Below are 15492 nucleotides of genomic sequence, written 5' to 3'. Positions count from 1 at the left end.
GCAGCGCCGGGGGCCGGTCCGTGCCGAGCTGGATCACCAGGTCGATCCGCCCGGTGCGGCTCGGACGGGTGCCGGTGCCGGGTGCGACGCGGTGCTGGCGTATCAGATCGCCAACAAGCCGATCAGGACTAAAAAAGCGACCGGGCGTGAGGTCTTCAAAGATCGATTCGATCCGAGCAAGAAGAAGAGGAAGAACACAGAGATCGATGGTGGTAACCGGATCACGCTCAAATCCTCGAGCAGAAATCCGCAGTGGCAGCGAACATGGCACAAAAGATTGGGATGGGATGCATGACGTAGACCGCTTTTTCTTGGACGCATCGGGCGAGAACGTAGGCTTGGATGAGACTGTGCGCTCGCACGACGATCTTATTGAGTTCGTGGTGGCGTTGCGCAGCGATCTGGTGGAACGGCGGGAGGAGTGGGAGAGCGGCAATGTAGGGGACTATCTCGGATCCATCGCGAGAGCCTTCCAAGACATGGTAGGAGATGAATATGAAGATCCCGATCGTTGGGCCGACACGGCTGGCTGGCTGTGGGTCGGACGGCACTACGAGTAGAGCCGAACGGAGATGATCAGGGCCTTGAGCGCTGATTCACGAAAGTCGGATATAGACCACTTCCTCGGGTCGACCGGTCAAGCTGCTGACGAGTTCGATCGGCTAAGCGAGACGGTGACGTCCGACGCTGATTTCCTCGCATTCATGGAGGCATTTCTGCGAGATGATTACTTTACGGACTGGGAGGGGTCGATCGAGGAATACCTGGACAGGATCCTTTCCTGGTTGCGGTCAACGGAGGGCCGACGACGCATGGCGGCTTATTCGAACGAATTTTCGGCAATGGCGGCGGCGTTCTATGCCGGCATCGCAAAAAGTAAATGATGAAGCGGTTGGAAAAAGTCAGGTACCGGTAGTTTGCGGCAGATGGGCCGGAGCAAGTTGCGGGCGGCGGGCAGCATGGGGCGGCATGGAACTCCTGCTGCTGCCGTTCCGGTGGATATACCGGGCCTTGGTGTGGTTCGCCAACTCGCCCCGCACGCTGATCACCTCGTACCTGCTGATGATCGTGGTGGCCGGTGTCATCTACGGCGAGGTCGAGGAGCGCAGCCCGGCCGACGCCGTCTGGTGGGCTGTGGTGACCGCCTCCACCGTCGGGTACGGCGACATCTCGCCGACCACCTGGGCGGGCCGGACGCTGGCCGCGCTGCTCATCTCGACCATGGTGCTGCTGGTCATCCCGCTGATCACCGCGCACTTCGCGAGCCGGCTCATCGTCGACGACAACGCCTTCGAGCATGAGGAGCAGGAACAGCTCAAGGCCGACGTGCGCCGGATGCGGGCGCTGCTGGAGGAACTGGCCGCCCGGCGGGGCATAAATCTGCCCCCGCTACCGCCGACCCAGCCGGTCAACGGGGCGGGCAGCGAAGCCCCTCGCGGGGGACCGTCAGGTCGATCAGGTACGCGTCGACAGCGTTGGTGATGCAGGAGGTCTGCGGGTAGGCGGTGTGCCCCTCGCCCTCCCAGGTCAGCACCCGACCGACACCCAGCATCGACGCGAGCCGTGGGGTCTGCTCGTACGGCGTCGCCGGGTCGCCGGTGGTGCCGACCACCACGATCGGCGGTGCGCCGTTCGCCTTCCCGGTCGGGTAGGGGTCACGCCCGCCCGGCCATTCGACGCAGCTCAGCATGCCGACCGCCAACGCCGGCCCGAACAGCGGGTATTTTCCGCGCCACTCGGACTGCAACTGCCGGATCTGCTGCCGGCTCGGTTTTTCCGTCTCGTCGGCGCAGTTGATGGCCAGGTTGGCGTCGAACAGGTTCGAGTAGTGCCCGTTGTCCTCCCGGCCGGCGTACGCGTCGGCGAGTCGGAACACGTCCTTCGGGTCGCCCTCGGCGAGCTTGTCGATCGCCTGGGCCAGCTCCTGCCAGCCGGATTCGGTGTAGAGCGAGGAGATGACGGCGTAGAACACCCAGCCGGCGGTGGCCTCCCGCCCGTCGTCGCCGCGTACCGGGGAGACCTTGGCCTTGTCGATGGCCGAGGTGACAGCGGCGCGGGCGTCCGGGGCGATCGGGCAGCGGCCGGCGTTCGCCGCGCACCAGCGGGTGAAGTTGGTGAAGGCCCGTTCGAAGCCACGGGCCTGGCTCTCCGAGCCCTCGACCAGCCGCTGCTGCGGGTCGACAGCGCCGTCGAGCACCAGCGCCCGCACCCGCTGGGGGTAGAGCTGGGCGTACGTGGCACCGAGCAGGGTGCCGTACGAGTAGCCCAGGTAGGTGAGCTTGTCGTCGCCCACGGCGGCGCGTACCGCGTCCATGTCGCGGGCGGCCTGCTCGGTGCCGTACAGCGGCAACTGGTCGCCGTAGCGGTCGCCGCAGCCACGCCCGATCCGCTGGCTCAGACCGACGAAGCCGTCGAATGCCGACTGGCTCGCCGGGTCCGGGTCGAAGCCGAAGCTGGCGTCCAGGTCGGCGTCGGAGATGCACTTCACCGGACTGGAGCGGGAGACCCCGCGCGGGTCGAAGCCGACGATGTCGAAGCGCTCGGTGATCGAGGCGGGCAGACCGCCGAACTGGGCGCCGAAGGAGAGGTAGACGGCGGTGTCGACACCGGAACCGCCTGGGCCGCCCGGGTTGATCACCAGGGAGCCCAATCGGTCGCGCTGCTTGGTGGACCGGGCGCGCAGCAGGGCGATCTCGAAGGTCTGCCCGGCGCCCGGGCCGGCGCTCGCCCCGTTGCCGGTGCCCCAGTCACGGGGCACCTGAATCCGCGTGCACTCGTAGCGCATGTTCGGTGCGCTCCGCCCAACCAACTCGTCGGGCACCTCCGGGCAGGGCCGCCAGTTCGGCGAGCTGCCGGTCGGGGCGGCCGCGCCCTCCGCCTCGGTGCGCGGCGCGAACGCCGGCAGCGTGCAACCGGCGGTGAGCAGCGCGGCGACGACGAAGGCTGCCAGAGTGCGATGGCCCCCGCGGCTGGACGCCCTCCGAGGCTGGTCGGCGGTGCGGATCACGTGGTCCTCCGGAATCGGGTCGACGGGCCAGGCTACGCCGAGCCGGTGGCGGCTCGGTCCACGGTGGCCGTCGGGTCGCCGCGCAGCACCTGGTCCACGTCGAAGCGGATCGGCCGGTCCAACTGGTCGTAGCGGCAGGATCGGGGGTCGCGGTCCGGGCGCCACCGGACGAACTGCGCGGTGTGCCGGAACCGTTCGCCCTCCATGGCGTCGTAGCCCACCTCGACCACCAGCTCGGGGCGCACCGGCTCCCACTCCAGGTTCTTCGTGCCGGTCCACCGGCTGACCCCACCGGGGATGCGTTGGCCACGCTCGTGGTCGCCGTGCACCCACGGGTGCACGCCGCCGGTGTCCCGATAGGGCGCCAGCTCGTCGAGCAACTCGGCGCGGCGGGCCATGCTGAACGACGCGCTCACGCCCACGTGGTGCAGGACCCCGGCGTCGTCGTACAGGCCGAGCAGCAGCGACCCCACCACCGGGCCGGACTTGTGCCAGCGGAAGCCGGCCACCACCGCGTCCGCGGTGCGGGCATGTTTGACCTTGAACATCAGTCGCTTGCCCGGCTCGTACGGCAGGTCGGCCGGCTTGACGATCAAACCGTCCAGCCCGGCGCCCTCGAAGACGTCGAACCAGCGCCGCGCGGTGTCCGGGTCGGTGGTGACCTGGGTGACGTGCACCGGCGGGCGCACCCCGGCCAGCGCCTCGACCAGCCGCTCCCGGCGGCGCGGGTAGGGCTGGTCGAGCAGGGCCTCGTCACCGATCGCCAGCAGGTCGAACGCGACGAAGTCGGCCGGGGTGGTCTCGGCCAGCATCTTCACCCGGGACGCGGCCGGGTGGACGCGCTGGGCCAGCAGCTCGAAATCCAGCCGGGGCTGGCCGCTCGGCCCGTCGCGCCGAATCACGATCAACTCGCCGTCGACGGCGCACCGCGGCGGCAGCTGCCGGCGGGCCTGCTCGACCACCTCGGGGAAGTAGCGGGTCATCGACTTGCCGCCCCGGCTGGCCAGCTCGACCTCGTCGCCGTCGCGGAACACGATGCACCGGAACCCGTCCCACTTGGGCTCGTAGGTCACCCCGGGCGTGGTGGGTAGCTTGGGAACGCTCTTGGCCAGCATCGGCTCGACCGGCGGGTTGATCGGCAGGTCCACGCCGACCAGTCAATCAGACGGTGCCGACAGTCGTGAGGCAGATCACCGTGCACGGCGGGGCGGCGTGTCCCCCCGCGCGCCGCTCGTCCCGACCGGGCGAATCAAATAACCCCAGGTCAGAGCTACTTTCGCGAGGTGTCCGAGTGGGTCTGTGACTGCTGCGGGCGGTGGCGGGTGAGCGTCGAGCTGATCCGGGGCCGCTACCGCTTCCGGCTGACCCGCCGCTATCCGGAGCGGTTCGGCGGCGGCCGGAACGTGCTCGGCGAGGTGGGTTCGGTGCCGGAGCTGGAGGAGCTGCTGCGGCGGCGTACCCCGCTCACCCTGGCCGACCTGCGCGAGGCCGCCTGATCCGCGCGGCGGCGGCGCGCGGGCAGGAAATGCCCGGCCCGGGTGCCTCCTCCACTGAGGAGGGACGGACCGCGGTGAATCTCGCTGTCACAATGCTCCCGGCGGCCTCGTCTGCACCCGTGGCGGTGCCGAGCGGCGCCGCCGGGGAGGGGACACCATGCGGTTCGAGGCCGATACCGAGATCGCCGCGGATGCCGAGCAGGTCTGGGCGGTGCTTGTCGACGTGCCCCGCTGGCCCGAGTGGACGGACTCGGTGACCCGGGCCGAGCGGGGCGAGCCGGGGCCGCTGACCGTCGGCGCTACCGCGCGACTGACCCAGCCGAAGCTGCGGCCGGCCCTCTGGCGGGTCACCGAGTTGACCGACCGACGGGAGTTCGTCTGGGTCTCCGACGCGCCCGGTGTCCGAACCACGGCAGAACACCGGCTTCTGCCGCTGCCCGACGGGCGCACCCGCGTCGAGTTGGCCTTCAGCCAGTCCGGCCCGCTGGCCGGCCTGATCGGCCGGCTGTACGGCGGGCTGTTCCGTCGTTACGTGCGGATGGAGGCCGACGGGCTCAGGCGTCGTTGCGAGCGGGGCTGACGGCCGGCTTCTCCAGCACCGCCAACGGGATGCCGTTCGGGTCCGGGCGGTGCGCCACGATCCGGTAGCCGTGCCGCTCGTACAACCGCAGGTTGCGCGCGCTGTCCGCTCCGGTGAACAGGGTGAAGCGGGCCGCCCGGCCGGCGCAGGCCCGCTCGATGGCGGTGAGCAGTCGCGCCCCGACACCCCGCCCCTGCTGGTCGGGGGCGACCGAGAGGCGGCCGACGTGCGCCGTGTCCCCGTCCAGGTGGGCCCGCACCGAGCCGACCAGCCGGTGCCCCAACCGGGCCGCGAGCACGATGCTCGGGCCGGCCAGCACCGCCGTGACCTCGTCCAACGTCTCGGTCAGCGGAGGCAGGAACGGATCGCTGTAGTGCTGCGCCTCGGTCAGGTACGCGGCGCGCTGGACGGTGAGGATCTCGCCGGCGTCCACGACACCGGCTGGAACGATGCTCGCCTCTGCGTTCATCGGGGCAGCACACCACAGCCGCCGTCGCCATCGACGGGCGGCCCGACCGCGCCGGCCGTACCCTGGCCGTGTCCGGTCGAGGTCGAGGGGGAACGGTGGCCGAGCTGACGTACCCGGAGGTGGGGTCGACCCGGCACGGGCCGTTGCCCGGCGGGTACCACCACCTGCGCCACCGGTATCCGTTGCCCGGCGGCTGCTTCGAGACCGCAGCCGACGCGGTGTTGAGCTGGCGGCTGCACCGCGCCGCCGGTGTCCGTATCCGCACCGACGCGCCGCGGGCCACCACCGGTGTGCTGGTGGCCTCCGGCCTCGGCGTCGGCCCGGCCCGCCTCTGGGGGCCGTGCCGGGTGGTCTGGAGCGTGGACTCACCAACGCTCGCCGGTTTCGGTTACGGCACCCTGCCCGGGCATCCGGAGCGGGGTGAGGAGGCGTTCGAGGTCGTCCGCGACGACGCCGGCGCGGTCTGGTTCGAGGTCCGCGCGTTCAGCCTTCCGGACCGCTGGTTCACCCGCGCCGGCGGCCCGGCGGTGAGGGCCGTGCAGCACACGTACGCCTGGTGGCTCGGCCGTACCCTGCGTCGGCTGTGCGCGGGTCGCTGAACGCCCTCGCGCCGCAGCGACTCAGAACCGGGCGAACGAGCGGATCGGGGCGCGGGGGCCGTACTTCGGTGCCCGGATGCCGGCCGCCTCCAGCAGCAGACACACCCGGCCCCGGTGACCTCGGAACGGCTCCAGCAGGGCCATCATCCGGGCGTCGTCGCCCCTCGGTTCGCCAGCGAGGGCCCAGGCCACCGTGTTCGGGATGTGGTAGTCGCCGACGCTGACCGCGTCCGGGTCGCCGTACGCGATCCGGACCACCTCCGCGGCCGTCCACGGTCCGATGCCGGGGATCGCGGTCAGCCGGCGGGTGGCGTCGGCTGCGTCGGTGCTGCGCTCCAGGCGGTCGGCGAGCGCGGCGGCGCGACGGAGCGTGTCGGCTCGGCGTTGCTCCACCCCGAACGGGTGGAACACCCAGTACGGGGCTGCGGCGACGGTGGCGGCCTCGGGCGGAAGGAGCAGCGGCTGCAACGGGCCGGGAGCCGGCTCCCGGAAGTGCCGCACCATCGCCGCGTACGCCCGGTAGGCCTCCTTGCCGGTGACCTTCTGCTCGAAGACCGCGCGCAGCAGTCGGGGGAAGACCTCCCCGGTGGCGGGCATCCGCAGCCCCCGGTGCTCCCGGGCCAGCCGGGCGACCAGCGGGTGCGCCGCGGCCAGGTCGGTGAAGCCGGTCAGGTTGTCGCGCAGCCCGGCGATCGCGTCGGCGCGGGCGAGGACGTGCTCGGCGCCGGGCCCGTACCCTTCCGCGAGCAACTCGCCGCCGGCCGGTCGCAGCGCGAGCGTGGCCGGACCGTCCGGGGTGCGGGTGGCCCACCAGAAGGTGCCGGCCGCCAGCCGGGCGCACGGGTCGTACGGGCTGAAGGTGAGGGCGCGGACCGAGGCGATCAGCCGGTAGCCGACCGGTGGGTGCAGCACCCTGGTCGCGGCGGGTCCGGTCTCGGTCACCCCGCTACTGTGCCAGGTCACGTGCGGGCTGACGAGCGGCCGTATCGGTTCCGCCCGGGGTTGAGGAGCTTCGCGGGGGTACGTTCGGCCGACTTTCCCGGTGTGGTTGATCACCCGAACGGCCAGGATTATCTCGGCGAACCCTCGCATACCGCCCTTATGCCATTTTTGGCGGTGGGTCAGGTATCGATCATGTGGTTGTTTGATGGCCTGCAGGTAAACGAGTGCCTCGGGCCACCTGCGCAGTGTCAACGGGGGATCTGTGGAAGGGCATGCAGTGATGGCTGCGCGAGTCTGTGTCGAATCAACGCGAGTGGGATTTCACCCTGCTGCCCGTCCGCAGGGCTGACGGGTGCCCGCTGACGAGGCGGCCGTCCCGAGCGGACGGCGGCCCAGCGCATGATCGCCCTGAAGATCTATCGACTCCTGCCGTCGTCGGCACGGCGACGGCTGCTGGGTCTGCTGCCCGCACACCGGCGGATCGGCCTGGTGCAGACGCTCTCCCGCCCGCGCGGCAGCGACACCGTGCATCACCTCGGTGCCCGGGTGGCAGTGACCGACGGCGGCGTTCGGACCCGGGCCGAGGTCGTCGCCACGGCGACCCCGTTGCAGCAGTGGCACCGAAACCTCACCGCCGTCACCACGGCGCTGCACGCCGCTGGCATCGAATACCACTGCATTCGTAACGACGACCACCTGCGCAGCACCGTCGCGGTCCTCAACGACCAGCGGACGGCGGTACGACGCCTGATCCGCTCCGCGCCGGAACTGTCGGGCGCGGACGTCCGGGTGGTGCAGGTCCAGCCCCGTCGCGATCAACCGGACGGCGCCCCGACCGAGGTGATCCAGGTCTGCTTCCCGGTGACCGACGCCCGCGCCGGTGTCGTCCTCGGTGCCCAGTTCGCGTGCGAGATCGAGTTCTGGAGTCAGCACGGAGACATGGTCCGCGCTCCCCGGCGCAACGGGGTCGTCGACGAGGCTCCCGCCCGGGCCCAGCCGGTCCGGGTGGCGGCGGCGCTGATGAGCCACTTCGTGCCCGAAGCCGACGACCACACCTACGGCACCCGCCGGGATCTGGCCGTCCGGGCGCCGGACCGGATCGGCTTCCCGATCGACGCCGTCTACACCTGGGTGGACGGCTCCGACCCGCAGTGGCTCAAGCGCAAGTCGATGGCGCTCGGCACCCCCGGCGACCCGTTGCACGCGGTCGCGGCCAACTCCTCGCGCTACCACAACCGCGACGAGCTGCGGTATTCGATGCGGTCGCTGCACAGCTTCGCGCCCTGGCTGCGGCGGATCTTCCTGATCACCGACAGCCAACTGCCGAGCTGGCTCGACCCGAGCCATCCGATGATCACGATCATCTCGCACGCCGAGCTCTTCGCCGACCTCGGTGGCCGGTCGTCGTACAACTCGCACGCCATCGAGTCCCGACTGCACCGCATCGACGGACTGGCCGAACACTTCCTTTACCTCAACGACGACGTGTTCCTCGGTCGTCCGCTGCTGCCGAACCACTTCTTCCACGCCAACGGGATCGCCAAATTCTTCCCCTCGCCGGCCCAGTTCGGCCTGGGGGAGGCGAAGCCGGAGGACCCGCCGGTGAAGGCCGCCGGAAAGAACAACCGTCGGCACATCCAACGGCAGTTCGGCGTGACCATCACGCAGAAGATGAAGCACACCCCGTTCGCGCTGCGCCGCAGCATCATGCAGCAGATCGAGGGCACGCTTCCGGACGAGGTGGCGGCCACCGCGCGGCACCGGTTCCGGCACCACGGCGACCTGTCCATCCCGTCGTCGCTGCACCAGTACTGGGCGTTCCTGACCGCGCAGGCCGTCCCCGGCGACATCGAGTACGAGTACGCCGACCTGGGTCACCCCTCGACCCCCGCCCGGCTGGCCGAGCTGCTGGCTCGTCGCAACCGCGACGTGTTCTGCCTCAACGACACCGACTCCGACCCGCTGTCGTTCGCCGAGCAGGAGCGGATGCTGGCCGACTTCCTGCCGCGCTACCTGCCCTTCCCCGCCCCGTTCGAGCTGCCGGACGACGTGGTGGCGGAGCGGCGGAACGTGGGCGCGGGGGAGCTGTGGCGGCGTTCGTACCGCCCGGTGCTGGATGCCCGTCGACGCGCCCCGGTCGACGCGCCCACCATGCCCAACAACATGCTCAACACGGTCAGCGACTTCAAAGCCGTCCTGCTCGGGCGCGACGAGTGAGCCCGCACCCGACCGACGCGCCGATGTTCCCCCCGCGTTTCCCGCACCCTCTCCAGTGGAGCCCAGAGTGGTAGACCCCGCCCCGCAGGTCACGATCATCGTTCCGGTCTACAACGTGGTGGACTACCTGCCCGAGACACTCGGGTCGATCGCGGCGCAGACCGTCTTCGGCCAGTGCCACGTCATCCTGGTCGACGACGGCAGCACCGACGGCTCCGACCTGCTGGCCAAGCAGTTCGCCGCCGAGCACCCAAACGTGACCGCCCTGCAACAGCCCAACAGCGGGCCCGGGGCGGCCCGCAACCTGGCGCTCGACCTGGCCGACACGCCGTACGTGGCGTTCGTCGACTCCGACGACCTGCTGCCACCGCGCGCCATCGAGGTGCTGCTCAAGGCGATCGTGACCCACCGGGCGAGCATCGCCGTCGGCGACATGGACACCTTCCCGAAGCCGACCGCGTTCCTGTGGAAGAAGCCGTTCGGCAAGGGTGACCGGCTGCTGGAGTCCGTCGTCGACGCGCCAGATCTGATCTTCGACGCCGGCCCGTGCCACAAGCTGTACGACCTCGTCCAACTGCGCCGGCACGGTTTCCGGTTCCGCGAGGGGGTCCACTTCGAGGACGCGTTCCTGGCCATCCCGATGCTGCTCAAGGCCGAGCGCATCGCCCTGGTCGACACGGTGGTCTACCAGTACCGCAAGCGCGCGGTCAGCAGCTCCATCATGGACAACCTCTTCGTCCGGGAGCAGAACTTCTGGGATCACCTGGAGCTGTGCGAGACCCTGGCCGACCTGCGGCCCGACCTGGACGTGTTCCGCCGCGAGGTGCTCGAACGGTGGCTCGTCCGCAGCTACCAGGGCTTCGCCATGCGGGCGCACACCCTCTTCGAGGACGCCGACCTGTGGAAGATCTTCGAGAAGTGCACCCGGATCTACCAGGACATCGATCCCGCCTTCATCGCCCACTGGACGATCGACACCCGGCACCGCGTCCCGTACCTGGCGTTCAAGTTGTACGACTTCGAGTTGTTCGCGCGTCCCTGGCAGCGGCTGAGGGGGGTCGTCGCCTGCGGCGGTGACCTGCACCTCGACTACCCGGTGACGCCGGCGCTGCTCCCGCTGACCAAGGTGACAGCGGTCGGGGTGCGGCTGGAGCAGACGCGGCTCACGTCCTCGGGGGAGACGCTCAAGGTCTCCGGACACCTGGTGGTCAACGGTCTGCCGATGCGTGCGCCGCTGAGCACGCCGATGGGGCTGCGGGTGCGGGGCAGCAGCCTCACGGTGCCGGTCACCGCTGAACGACGGGCGGACCTCAAGGCCGGAGACGACGACCGGGAGTGGTCGGGCTTCTCGGCGGAGCTGCCGATCAGCAAACTGCGTGGCGGCCAGCACGCGCTGCGGCTGGTGTTCCTGACCGCGACCGGGCAGGCCTCCCGGCACTGCCTGATCTCGGCGGCCTACCTGCGTGACGCGACCCTGAAGCTGGCCGGCAACACCCGGGTCCTGCCCACGTTCAGTGGGCGGGAGAACGCGGAGCTGCTGGTCCAGCGCAAGGCCGGGGTGGCTGGACAGCGCCGGTGGCGACGCCTGATGCTCCGCAAGGACCTGCGGCACGCGGCCTCCCGGGGCCCGTTCTGGAAAGAGCGGCTGCTGCGTACGCTCACCGCGCCGCTGATGAGCCGACGCGACGTGTGGCTGGTCGGCGAGCGCACCGACACCGCGCAGGACAACTCCTCGCACCTGTTCCGGCACCTGCGGCAGGTGGAGCGTCGGCGCAACGTCTACTACCTGTTGGCCAAGGAGAGCCCGGACCGGCCCCGGTTGCAGGGATTGGGCAACGTGGTCACGCACGGGTCGTTGCGACACAAGTTCCTGATGTTGCACGCCACCAAGCTGATCAACTCGTACGACATCGACTCCTACATGCTGCCGTCCAGTTGGGAGCGGTCGCCCTTCCTCAAGCACCTGAACTGGCGGATCGCCCCCACCCGGGTGTTCCTCGACCACGGGGTGATCGAGAAGGACGTCAGCGCCGGTGTGCACCGTGGCCGGGCCTCCTTCGACCTCTTCGTGACCTCGGCCGACCGCGAGGCAGAGTACGTGGCGAAGGACCTCGACTACGGCGACATGGTGGCGAACACGGGCCTACCCCGCTTCGACGCGTTGATCCCGGACCGGGGCCACCGTCGCATCCTGTTCATGCCGACCTGGCGCACCTACCTCGTCACCCCGTCGTACAACAAGGCGGCCCGGCCTCGCGTCGCCTTCGAAGGCTCCGCATACCAGATGTTCCTCGCCGGGTTGTTCGGTGACGAGCGGCTGCGGCAGGCGCTGCGGCAGTACGGGTACACCCTCGAACTCCTGCCGCACTACGAGATGCGCTCGCTGCTGGCCGGGCTCGTGCCGACCGACGACTGCTTCGCCATGGCGGACCAGACCAGCCGGACGGTGCAGGACGCGCTGCGCCAGTGCGACCTGTTCATCACCGACTACTCCTCCACGGCCTGCGACGTCGCCTACCTCGGCACCCCGCTGATCTACGCGCAGTTCGACGCCGAGGAGTTCTGGACCATCGGCGGCTACAAGTTGGGGTACTTCGAGCATCGGGAGGACGGGTTCGGCCCGGTCTGCGAGACCGCGTCGGAGACGGTGGACGCGATCATCCGGTACCTGGAGAACGGGTGCGTCCGTGAGGAGGAGTACACCCGCCGGGCGACGGACTTCTTCGTCACCCAGGACCGCAACAACTCCCAGCGGGTGGCCACCGCCATCGCGGCGCTGCCGGGCCCGCAGCGGTGAGCGGCCCGACGCCCCCACCGGGGGAGCCAGCCCGGGCGCTGGCCGAACCCACCGGGTTCGTGGAGGTGTACCGCCGGGTGCTGAGCCCGCAGACCCGGCGGGCCATCGCGACGAAGGTGAGCCCCCGGGCCCGGCACCAGCTCAAGCAGTGGGTCGCCCGGGCCGCGCGGGACGGGCACCTCTCCGAGCGCCGGGGCGAACGGCTGGCCCGCCGCCAGCCGGAGTTGCTGGCCGGCGCGGACCGGGTTGTCGTCACCGCCGACCGGGGACCCAGGGTGGCCCGGATCGGGGCGGTCACCCCCCTGCTGGCACGACTGGACAACCTCACCGCGGTGACGGCGGCGCTCGACGAGGCCGGCGTACCCCACTTCCGGGTACGCGGCGAAACCCACCGCTCGTCGGTCGTCGCCGTCGACGACGCGCACCGCACGCGGGCGTACGCCGCACTCGCCGCCGCCTGCGGTCGGGTCCCTGGCTACGTCGGCGTGCCGAACGACACCGGGCAGCCGGCGGCCGGCTTCGAACCGAAGACCTGGGACCGGCTTGCCGACGCCGCGGTGTTGCGGCTGACCTGGTACTGGACCGACCCCCAGCGGCGGCTGGTGCTGGGGCAGGCGTACGGGTGCGACGTCGAGTTCTGGACCCGGGACGGTGACACCCTCGTCGCCCCGCGGCCCAACGCCGTCGCCGAACAGGTGAGCGTGGCGGCGCCGCTGGTCCTCGTACCGGAGTCGCGGTTCACCGGCCTGGCACCCGCCGCCGCACCCGCGACCGCCTGGACGCGTCCGGAGTTCGCCGCACCGCGCCCCGACGACGTGCCGTTCCCGGTCGACGTGGTCTACACCTGGGTCGACGGCACCGACCCGGCCTGGCTGCGCCGACGGGCAGAGGTGGCCGGGGTGCCGTACCACGCGGAGGCGGCGAGCGCTGCCCGCTTCCTCAGCCGCGACGAGTTGCGCTACTCGCTCCGATCACTGCACCTGTTCGCGCCCTGGGTGCGCCATGTCTACGTGGTGACCGACGACCAGGTGCCGGCCTGGTTGGACCCGTCCGCCAGCGGGCTGCGGGTGGTCAGCCATCGGGAGATCTTCACCGATCCGACGGTGCTGCCGACGTACAACTCGCATGCCATCGAGAGTCAGCTGCACCACATCGACGGGCTCTCCGAGCACTTCCTGTACTTCAACGACGACGTCTTCCTCGGCACCGAGGTGCTGCCCCAGGACTTCTTCCTGGCCAACGGCATCTCCCGGTTCTTTCCGTCGCCGGCGCTGGTGCCGCCGGGCCCGCCCGCCGCCGGGGACATTCCGTCGTCGGCGGCCGGGAAGAACAACCGGGCGTTGATCGCGGAGCGGTTCGGCACCGTGCTGACCCAGAAGATGAAGCACATGCCGCACGCGCTGCGGCGAAGCGTGCTCCAGGAGATCGAGCAGACGTTCCCGCAGCAGTACCGGCGGACCGCGGCGAGTCAGTTCCGCAGCATGGACGACCTGTCGGTCGCCTCGTCGCTGCACCACTACTACGCGTTCCACACCGGTCGCGCGGCACCGGGCAACCTGCGGTACACCATCGCCGAGCTGTCCCACCCGGACACGCCCGCCCGGTTGGCGCACCTGCTCGCCCGTCGGGATCGGCAGGTGTTCTGCCTGAACGACGCGTTCTCCGTCGAGGAGGACCTCGAGGCGCAGATGGCGCTGCTCATCCCGTTCCTGGAGACGTACTTCCCGGTGCCGAGCCCGTGGGAACGGGCCTGACCCACCCCGGACACGGCGGTGGCCGGTCGCGCCCTCCCCGGCAACGACCGACCACCGTGCCCTCGTGGGCGACCAGGCTCAGTACGAGTAGCCCGAGCCGCCTGCGTCGTTCGAGCCACTGTCCGCCGGTGGTGCGACCGCCTTCGGCGTGCCCTTGGGCAGGCAGCTCAGGTTCTTCTTGCCGTCCGGCTGGACCACGAACCAGGTGCCACCGACAGCCTGGCCCTTCCACTGGCCGGGCTTCTTGTCACCGATGTAGCGGTAGACCGGCCAGCCGCCGACGGTGAGCTGACGGGTGCCGTCCTGCCGGGTCACGCTGCTGACCTTGTCGTCCGAGACGCCGGTGAGCTCCGGGTTGCCGTCGGTCAGCGCCGGGGGCCACACCTCGGCGCACTTGTCGACGCAGTTCGACGACGGCGGGTCGGCGGTGTCCTTGTCGAAGCGGTACAGGATCCAGCCGTCCTGGTCGGTGACCACCTTGCCCATCCGGGCGACGCTCTTGCCGACCAACTTCTCGGTCAGGTCGACGTCCGCGGGCGGGGCGTCGGCGGCGGGCGCCTCCGCGGAAGCCGAGGCCTCAGGTTCAACCGTCGCGGTGGGCTCGGCCGCGGCGACGGCGACCGGCTCAGCCGCGCTCGAGTTCGCCCCGTCGTAACCCGCGGGAGCGCAGGCCGTTAGTGCGACCATCGCGCTCGCGACGATGACGGTCCGCTTCATCTGTGCCACGTGCCCTCCTCATTCTTGACAGTTCACCCATAGGTACGGCGGTTGGGCTGTCAAGGTTGAAGTAGTAACAGTGGTCAATTTCACTTAAATCGAATGAACCGTTTACGGCCGCCATGCGTACGCACCCGCGAGGGACTCTTCACGTAACGACAGATCGGCGCCGGTCATTGTGACAATGACCGGCGCCGATGCGGTAGGCGCGCTTACATGGGTACGGTGACCAGCGGACTCGCCACGCCGTTGGCATCCACCGACTGCACCTGGAGCTGCTTGATGTCCTTCGGCAGAGCCGACGTCGAGGCGCTCAGTTCGAGACCCTGCGGCCGGGTGTTGGTGCCATAGCCGCCCTCCGGCACCGACCAGGTCGAGATGACCTCGGTGGTGGCGTTCTTGCGTACGACCACCAGTCGGCAGACGCGTGGACCGGGCAGCTTCCGCAGGCTGAAATTGATCCGGGTGCCGTAGTCCTTGGTCACCAGGAACATGGTGGTCTGCACACCGGTGGTCGGGTCGGTCGCCTCGACCTGGTCGCCCTCCACCTCGGTGCCGCCCACACCCGGGCCGCTCGGCGCGGCCGTCGGCACGCTCGTCGGAGGGTCGTTGGGCGCGCTCGGCGTCGACTCGGCGAGCACCCCCGGCGGTTGCTCGTTGCCGGTCACGCTGACGAAGCCGTACCCGGTCAGACCGCCGAAGACCACCACTGCGGCGGCCGTCGCGAGCAGGTGACGAAACCGGCTACGTCGCCGGTCGGCCCGGACCGCGCCGAGCGTCCGGTCCAGCAGGGCCGGGTCGGTCGCCGTCTGTTCCAGCGCCATCATCGTCTCGCCGTCGATGTCGGAGAGCAGCCCGACGACCGGCACCATCGTCTCCAACTCGGCCGCGCACGCCCAGCAGGTGGCGAGATG

General features: G+C 70.2%; 16 protein-coding genes. 10 read left to right on the top strand and 6 right to left on the bottom strand.

Annotated features, from left to right (window positions below; genetic code table 11):
• From ABZ749_RS12470 to ABZ749_RS12455, 4 genes are all read left to right on the top strand, one after another.
• Window positions 1–295: hypothetical protein (locus ABZ749_RS12470; RefSeq protein ID WP_357226790.1), on the top strand; the 295-nt coding region annotated here is incomplete at its 5' end.
• Window positions 288–560 (top strand): hypothetical protein, encoded by a 273-nt coding sequence (locus ABZ749_RS12465; protein ID WP_357226784.1) that lies wholly within the window; start codon window positions 288–290, stop codon window positions 558–560. The genes ABZ749_RS12470 and ABZ749_RS12465, both read left to right, overlap by 8 nt.
• 24 nt (window positions 561–584) lie before the next feature.
• Window positions 585–884 carry a hypothetical protein gene (locus ABZ749_RS12460; protein ID WP_357226781.1) on the top strand — a complete coding sequence of 100 codons (300 nt, stop codon included), beginning with the start codon at window positions 585–587 and terminating at the stop codon, window positions 882–884.
• Window positions 885–969: 85 nt separating this feature from the next.
• Window positions 970–1482, top strand: a complete 513-nt coding sequence (locus ABZ749_RS12455; RefSeq protein WP_357226778.1) for a potassium channel family protein — start codon at window positions 970–972, stop codon at window positions 1480–1482.
• On the opposite strand, the gene ABZ749_RS12450 is transcribed toward ABZ749_RS12455, so the two are convergent.
• Both ABZ749_RS12450 and ABZ749_RS12445 read right to left on the bottom strand, forming a co-directional pair.
• Window positions 1409–2950 carry an alpha/beta hydrolase gene (locus ABZ749_RS12450; protein WP_357226786.1) on the bottom strand — a complete coding sequence of 514 codons (1542 nt, stop codon included), beginning with the start codon at window positions 2948–2950 and terminating at the stop codon, window positions 1409–1411. The genes ABZ749_RS12455 and ABZ749_RS12450 overlap by 74 nt on opposite strands.
• A gap of 89 nt (window positions 2951–3039) precedes the next feature.
• The gene (locus tag ABZ749_RS12445; protein WP_357226776.1) at window positions 3040–4155 is read right to left on the bottom strand and encodes an ATP-dependent DNA ligase; all 1116 of its coding nucleotides are present in this window, start codon (window positions 4153–4155) and stop codon (window positions 3040–3042) included.
• Window positions 4156–4290: 135 nt separating this feature from the next.
• Here ABZ749_RS12445 and ABZ749_RS12440 point away from each other — a divergent pair, with 135 nt between their 5' ends.
• Window positions 4291–4503 (top strand): hypothetical protein, encoded by a 213-nt coding sequence (locus tag ABZ749_RS12440; protein WP_124858806.1) that lies wholly within the window; start codon window positions 4291–4293, stop codon window positions 4501–4503.
• Between the two features lie 157 nt (window positions 4504–4660).
• Complete coding sequence (locus ABZ749_RS12435) at window positions 4661–5083, top strand: SRPBCC family protein (protein WP_357201443.1); 423 nt, start codon at window positions 4661–4663, stop codon at window positions 5081–5083.
• Here the strand turns inward: ABZ749_RS12435 and ABZ749_RS12430 are convergent.
• Window positions 5058–5552, bottom strand: a complete 495-nt coding sequence (locus ABZ749_RS12430; RefSeq protein ID WP_357226773.1) for a GNAT family N-acetyltransferase — start codon at window positions 5550–5552, stop codon at window positions 5058–5060. The genes ABZ749_RS12435 and ABZ749_RS12430 overlap by 26 nt on opposite strands.
• 95 nt (window positions 5553–5647) lie before the next feature.
• On the opposite strand from ABZ749_RS12430, the gene ABZ749_RS12425 reads away from it, so the two are divergent.
• On the top strand, window positions 5648–6151 hold the full coding sequence (locus ABZ749_RS12425; RefSeq protein WP_357226770.1) for a DUF1990 domain-containing protein: 504 nt from the start codon (window positions 5648–5650) through the stop codon (window positions 6149–6151).
• A gap of 21 nt (window positions 6152–6172) precedes the next feature.
• On the opposite strand, the gene ABZ749_RS12420 is transcribed toward ABZ749_RS12425, so the two are convergent.
• Entirely contained in the window at window positions 6173–7093 is a 921-nt protein-coding gene (locus ABZ749_RS12420; protein ID WP_357226768.1) for a DNA-3-methyladenine glycosylase 2 family protein, read from the bottom strand.
• A 399-nt stretch (window positions 7094–7492) separates the two neighbouring features.
• Here ABZ749_RS12420 and ABZ749_RS12415 point away from each other — a divergent pair, with 399 nt between their 5' ends.
• The 3 genes from ABZ749_RS12415 to ABZ749_RS12405 all read left to right on the top strand — a co-directional run bounded on the left by ABZ749_RS12415 (window position 7493) and on the right by ABZ749_RS12405 (window position 13861).
• Entirely contained in the window at window positions 7493–9310 is a 1818-nt protein-coding gene (locus ABZ749_RS12415; protein ID WP_357226765.1) for a stealth family protein, read from the top strand.
• 67 nt (window positions 9311–9377) lie between these two features.
• Window positions 9378–12107 carry a CDP-glycerol glycerophosphotransferase family protein gene (locus ABZ749_RS12410; RefSeq protein ID WP_357226761.1) on the top strand — a complete coding sequence of 910 codons (2730 nt, stop codon included), beginning with the start codon at window positions 9378–9380 and terminating at the stop codon, window positions 12105–12107.
• A complete protein-coding gene (locus tag ABZ749_RS12405) occupies window positions 12104–13861 on the top strand; it encodes a stealth family protein (protein WP_357226757.1) in 1758 nt (585 codons plus the stop codon). The genes ABZ749_RS12410 and ABZ749_RS12405 overlap by 4 nt, the downstream gene beginning before the upstream one ends.
• 78 nt (window positions 13862–13939) lie before the next feature.
• Here ABZ749_RS12405 and ABZ749_RS12400 read toward each other — a convergent pair whose 3' ends face one another.
• A complete protein-coding gene (locus ABZ749_RS12400) occupies window positions 13940–14587 on the bottom strand; it encodes a hypothetical protein (protein ID WP_355009394.1) in 648 nt (215 codons plus the stop codon).
• Between the two features lie 203 nt (window positions 14588–14790).
• The coding region (locus ABZ749_RS12395) for an RNA polymerase subunit sigma (RefSeq protein WP_357226752.1) at window positions 14791–15492 on the bottom strand (702 nt) is incomplete at its 5' end.

The organism is Micromonospora sp. NPDC047753 (assembly GCF_040642735.1).
Classification (GTDB): Bacteria; Actinomycetota; Actinomycetes; order Mycobacteriales; family Micromonosporaceae; genus Micromonospora.
Note: the sequence above shows the minus strand (reverse complement) of the source record. Positions and strands in the feature narration are given on the sequence as shown.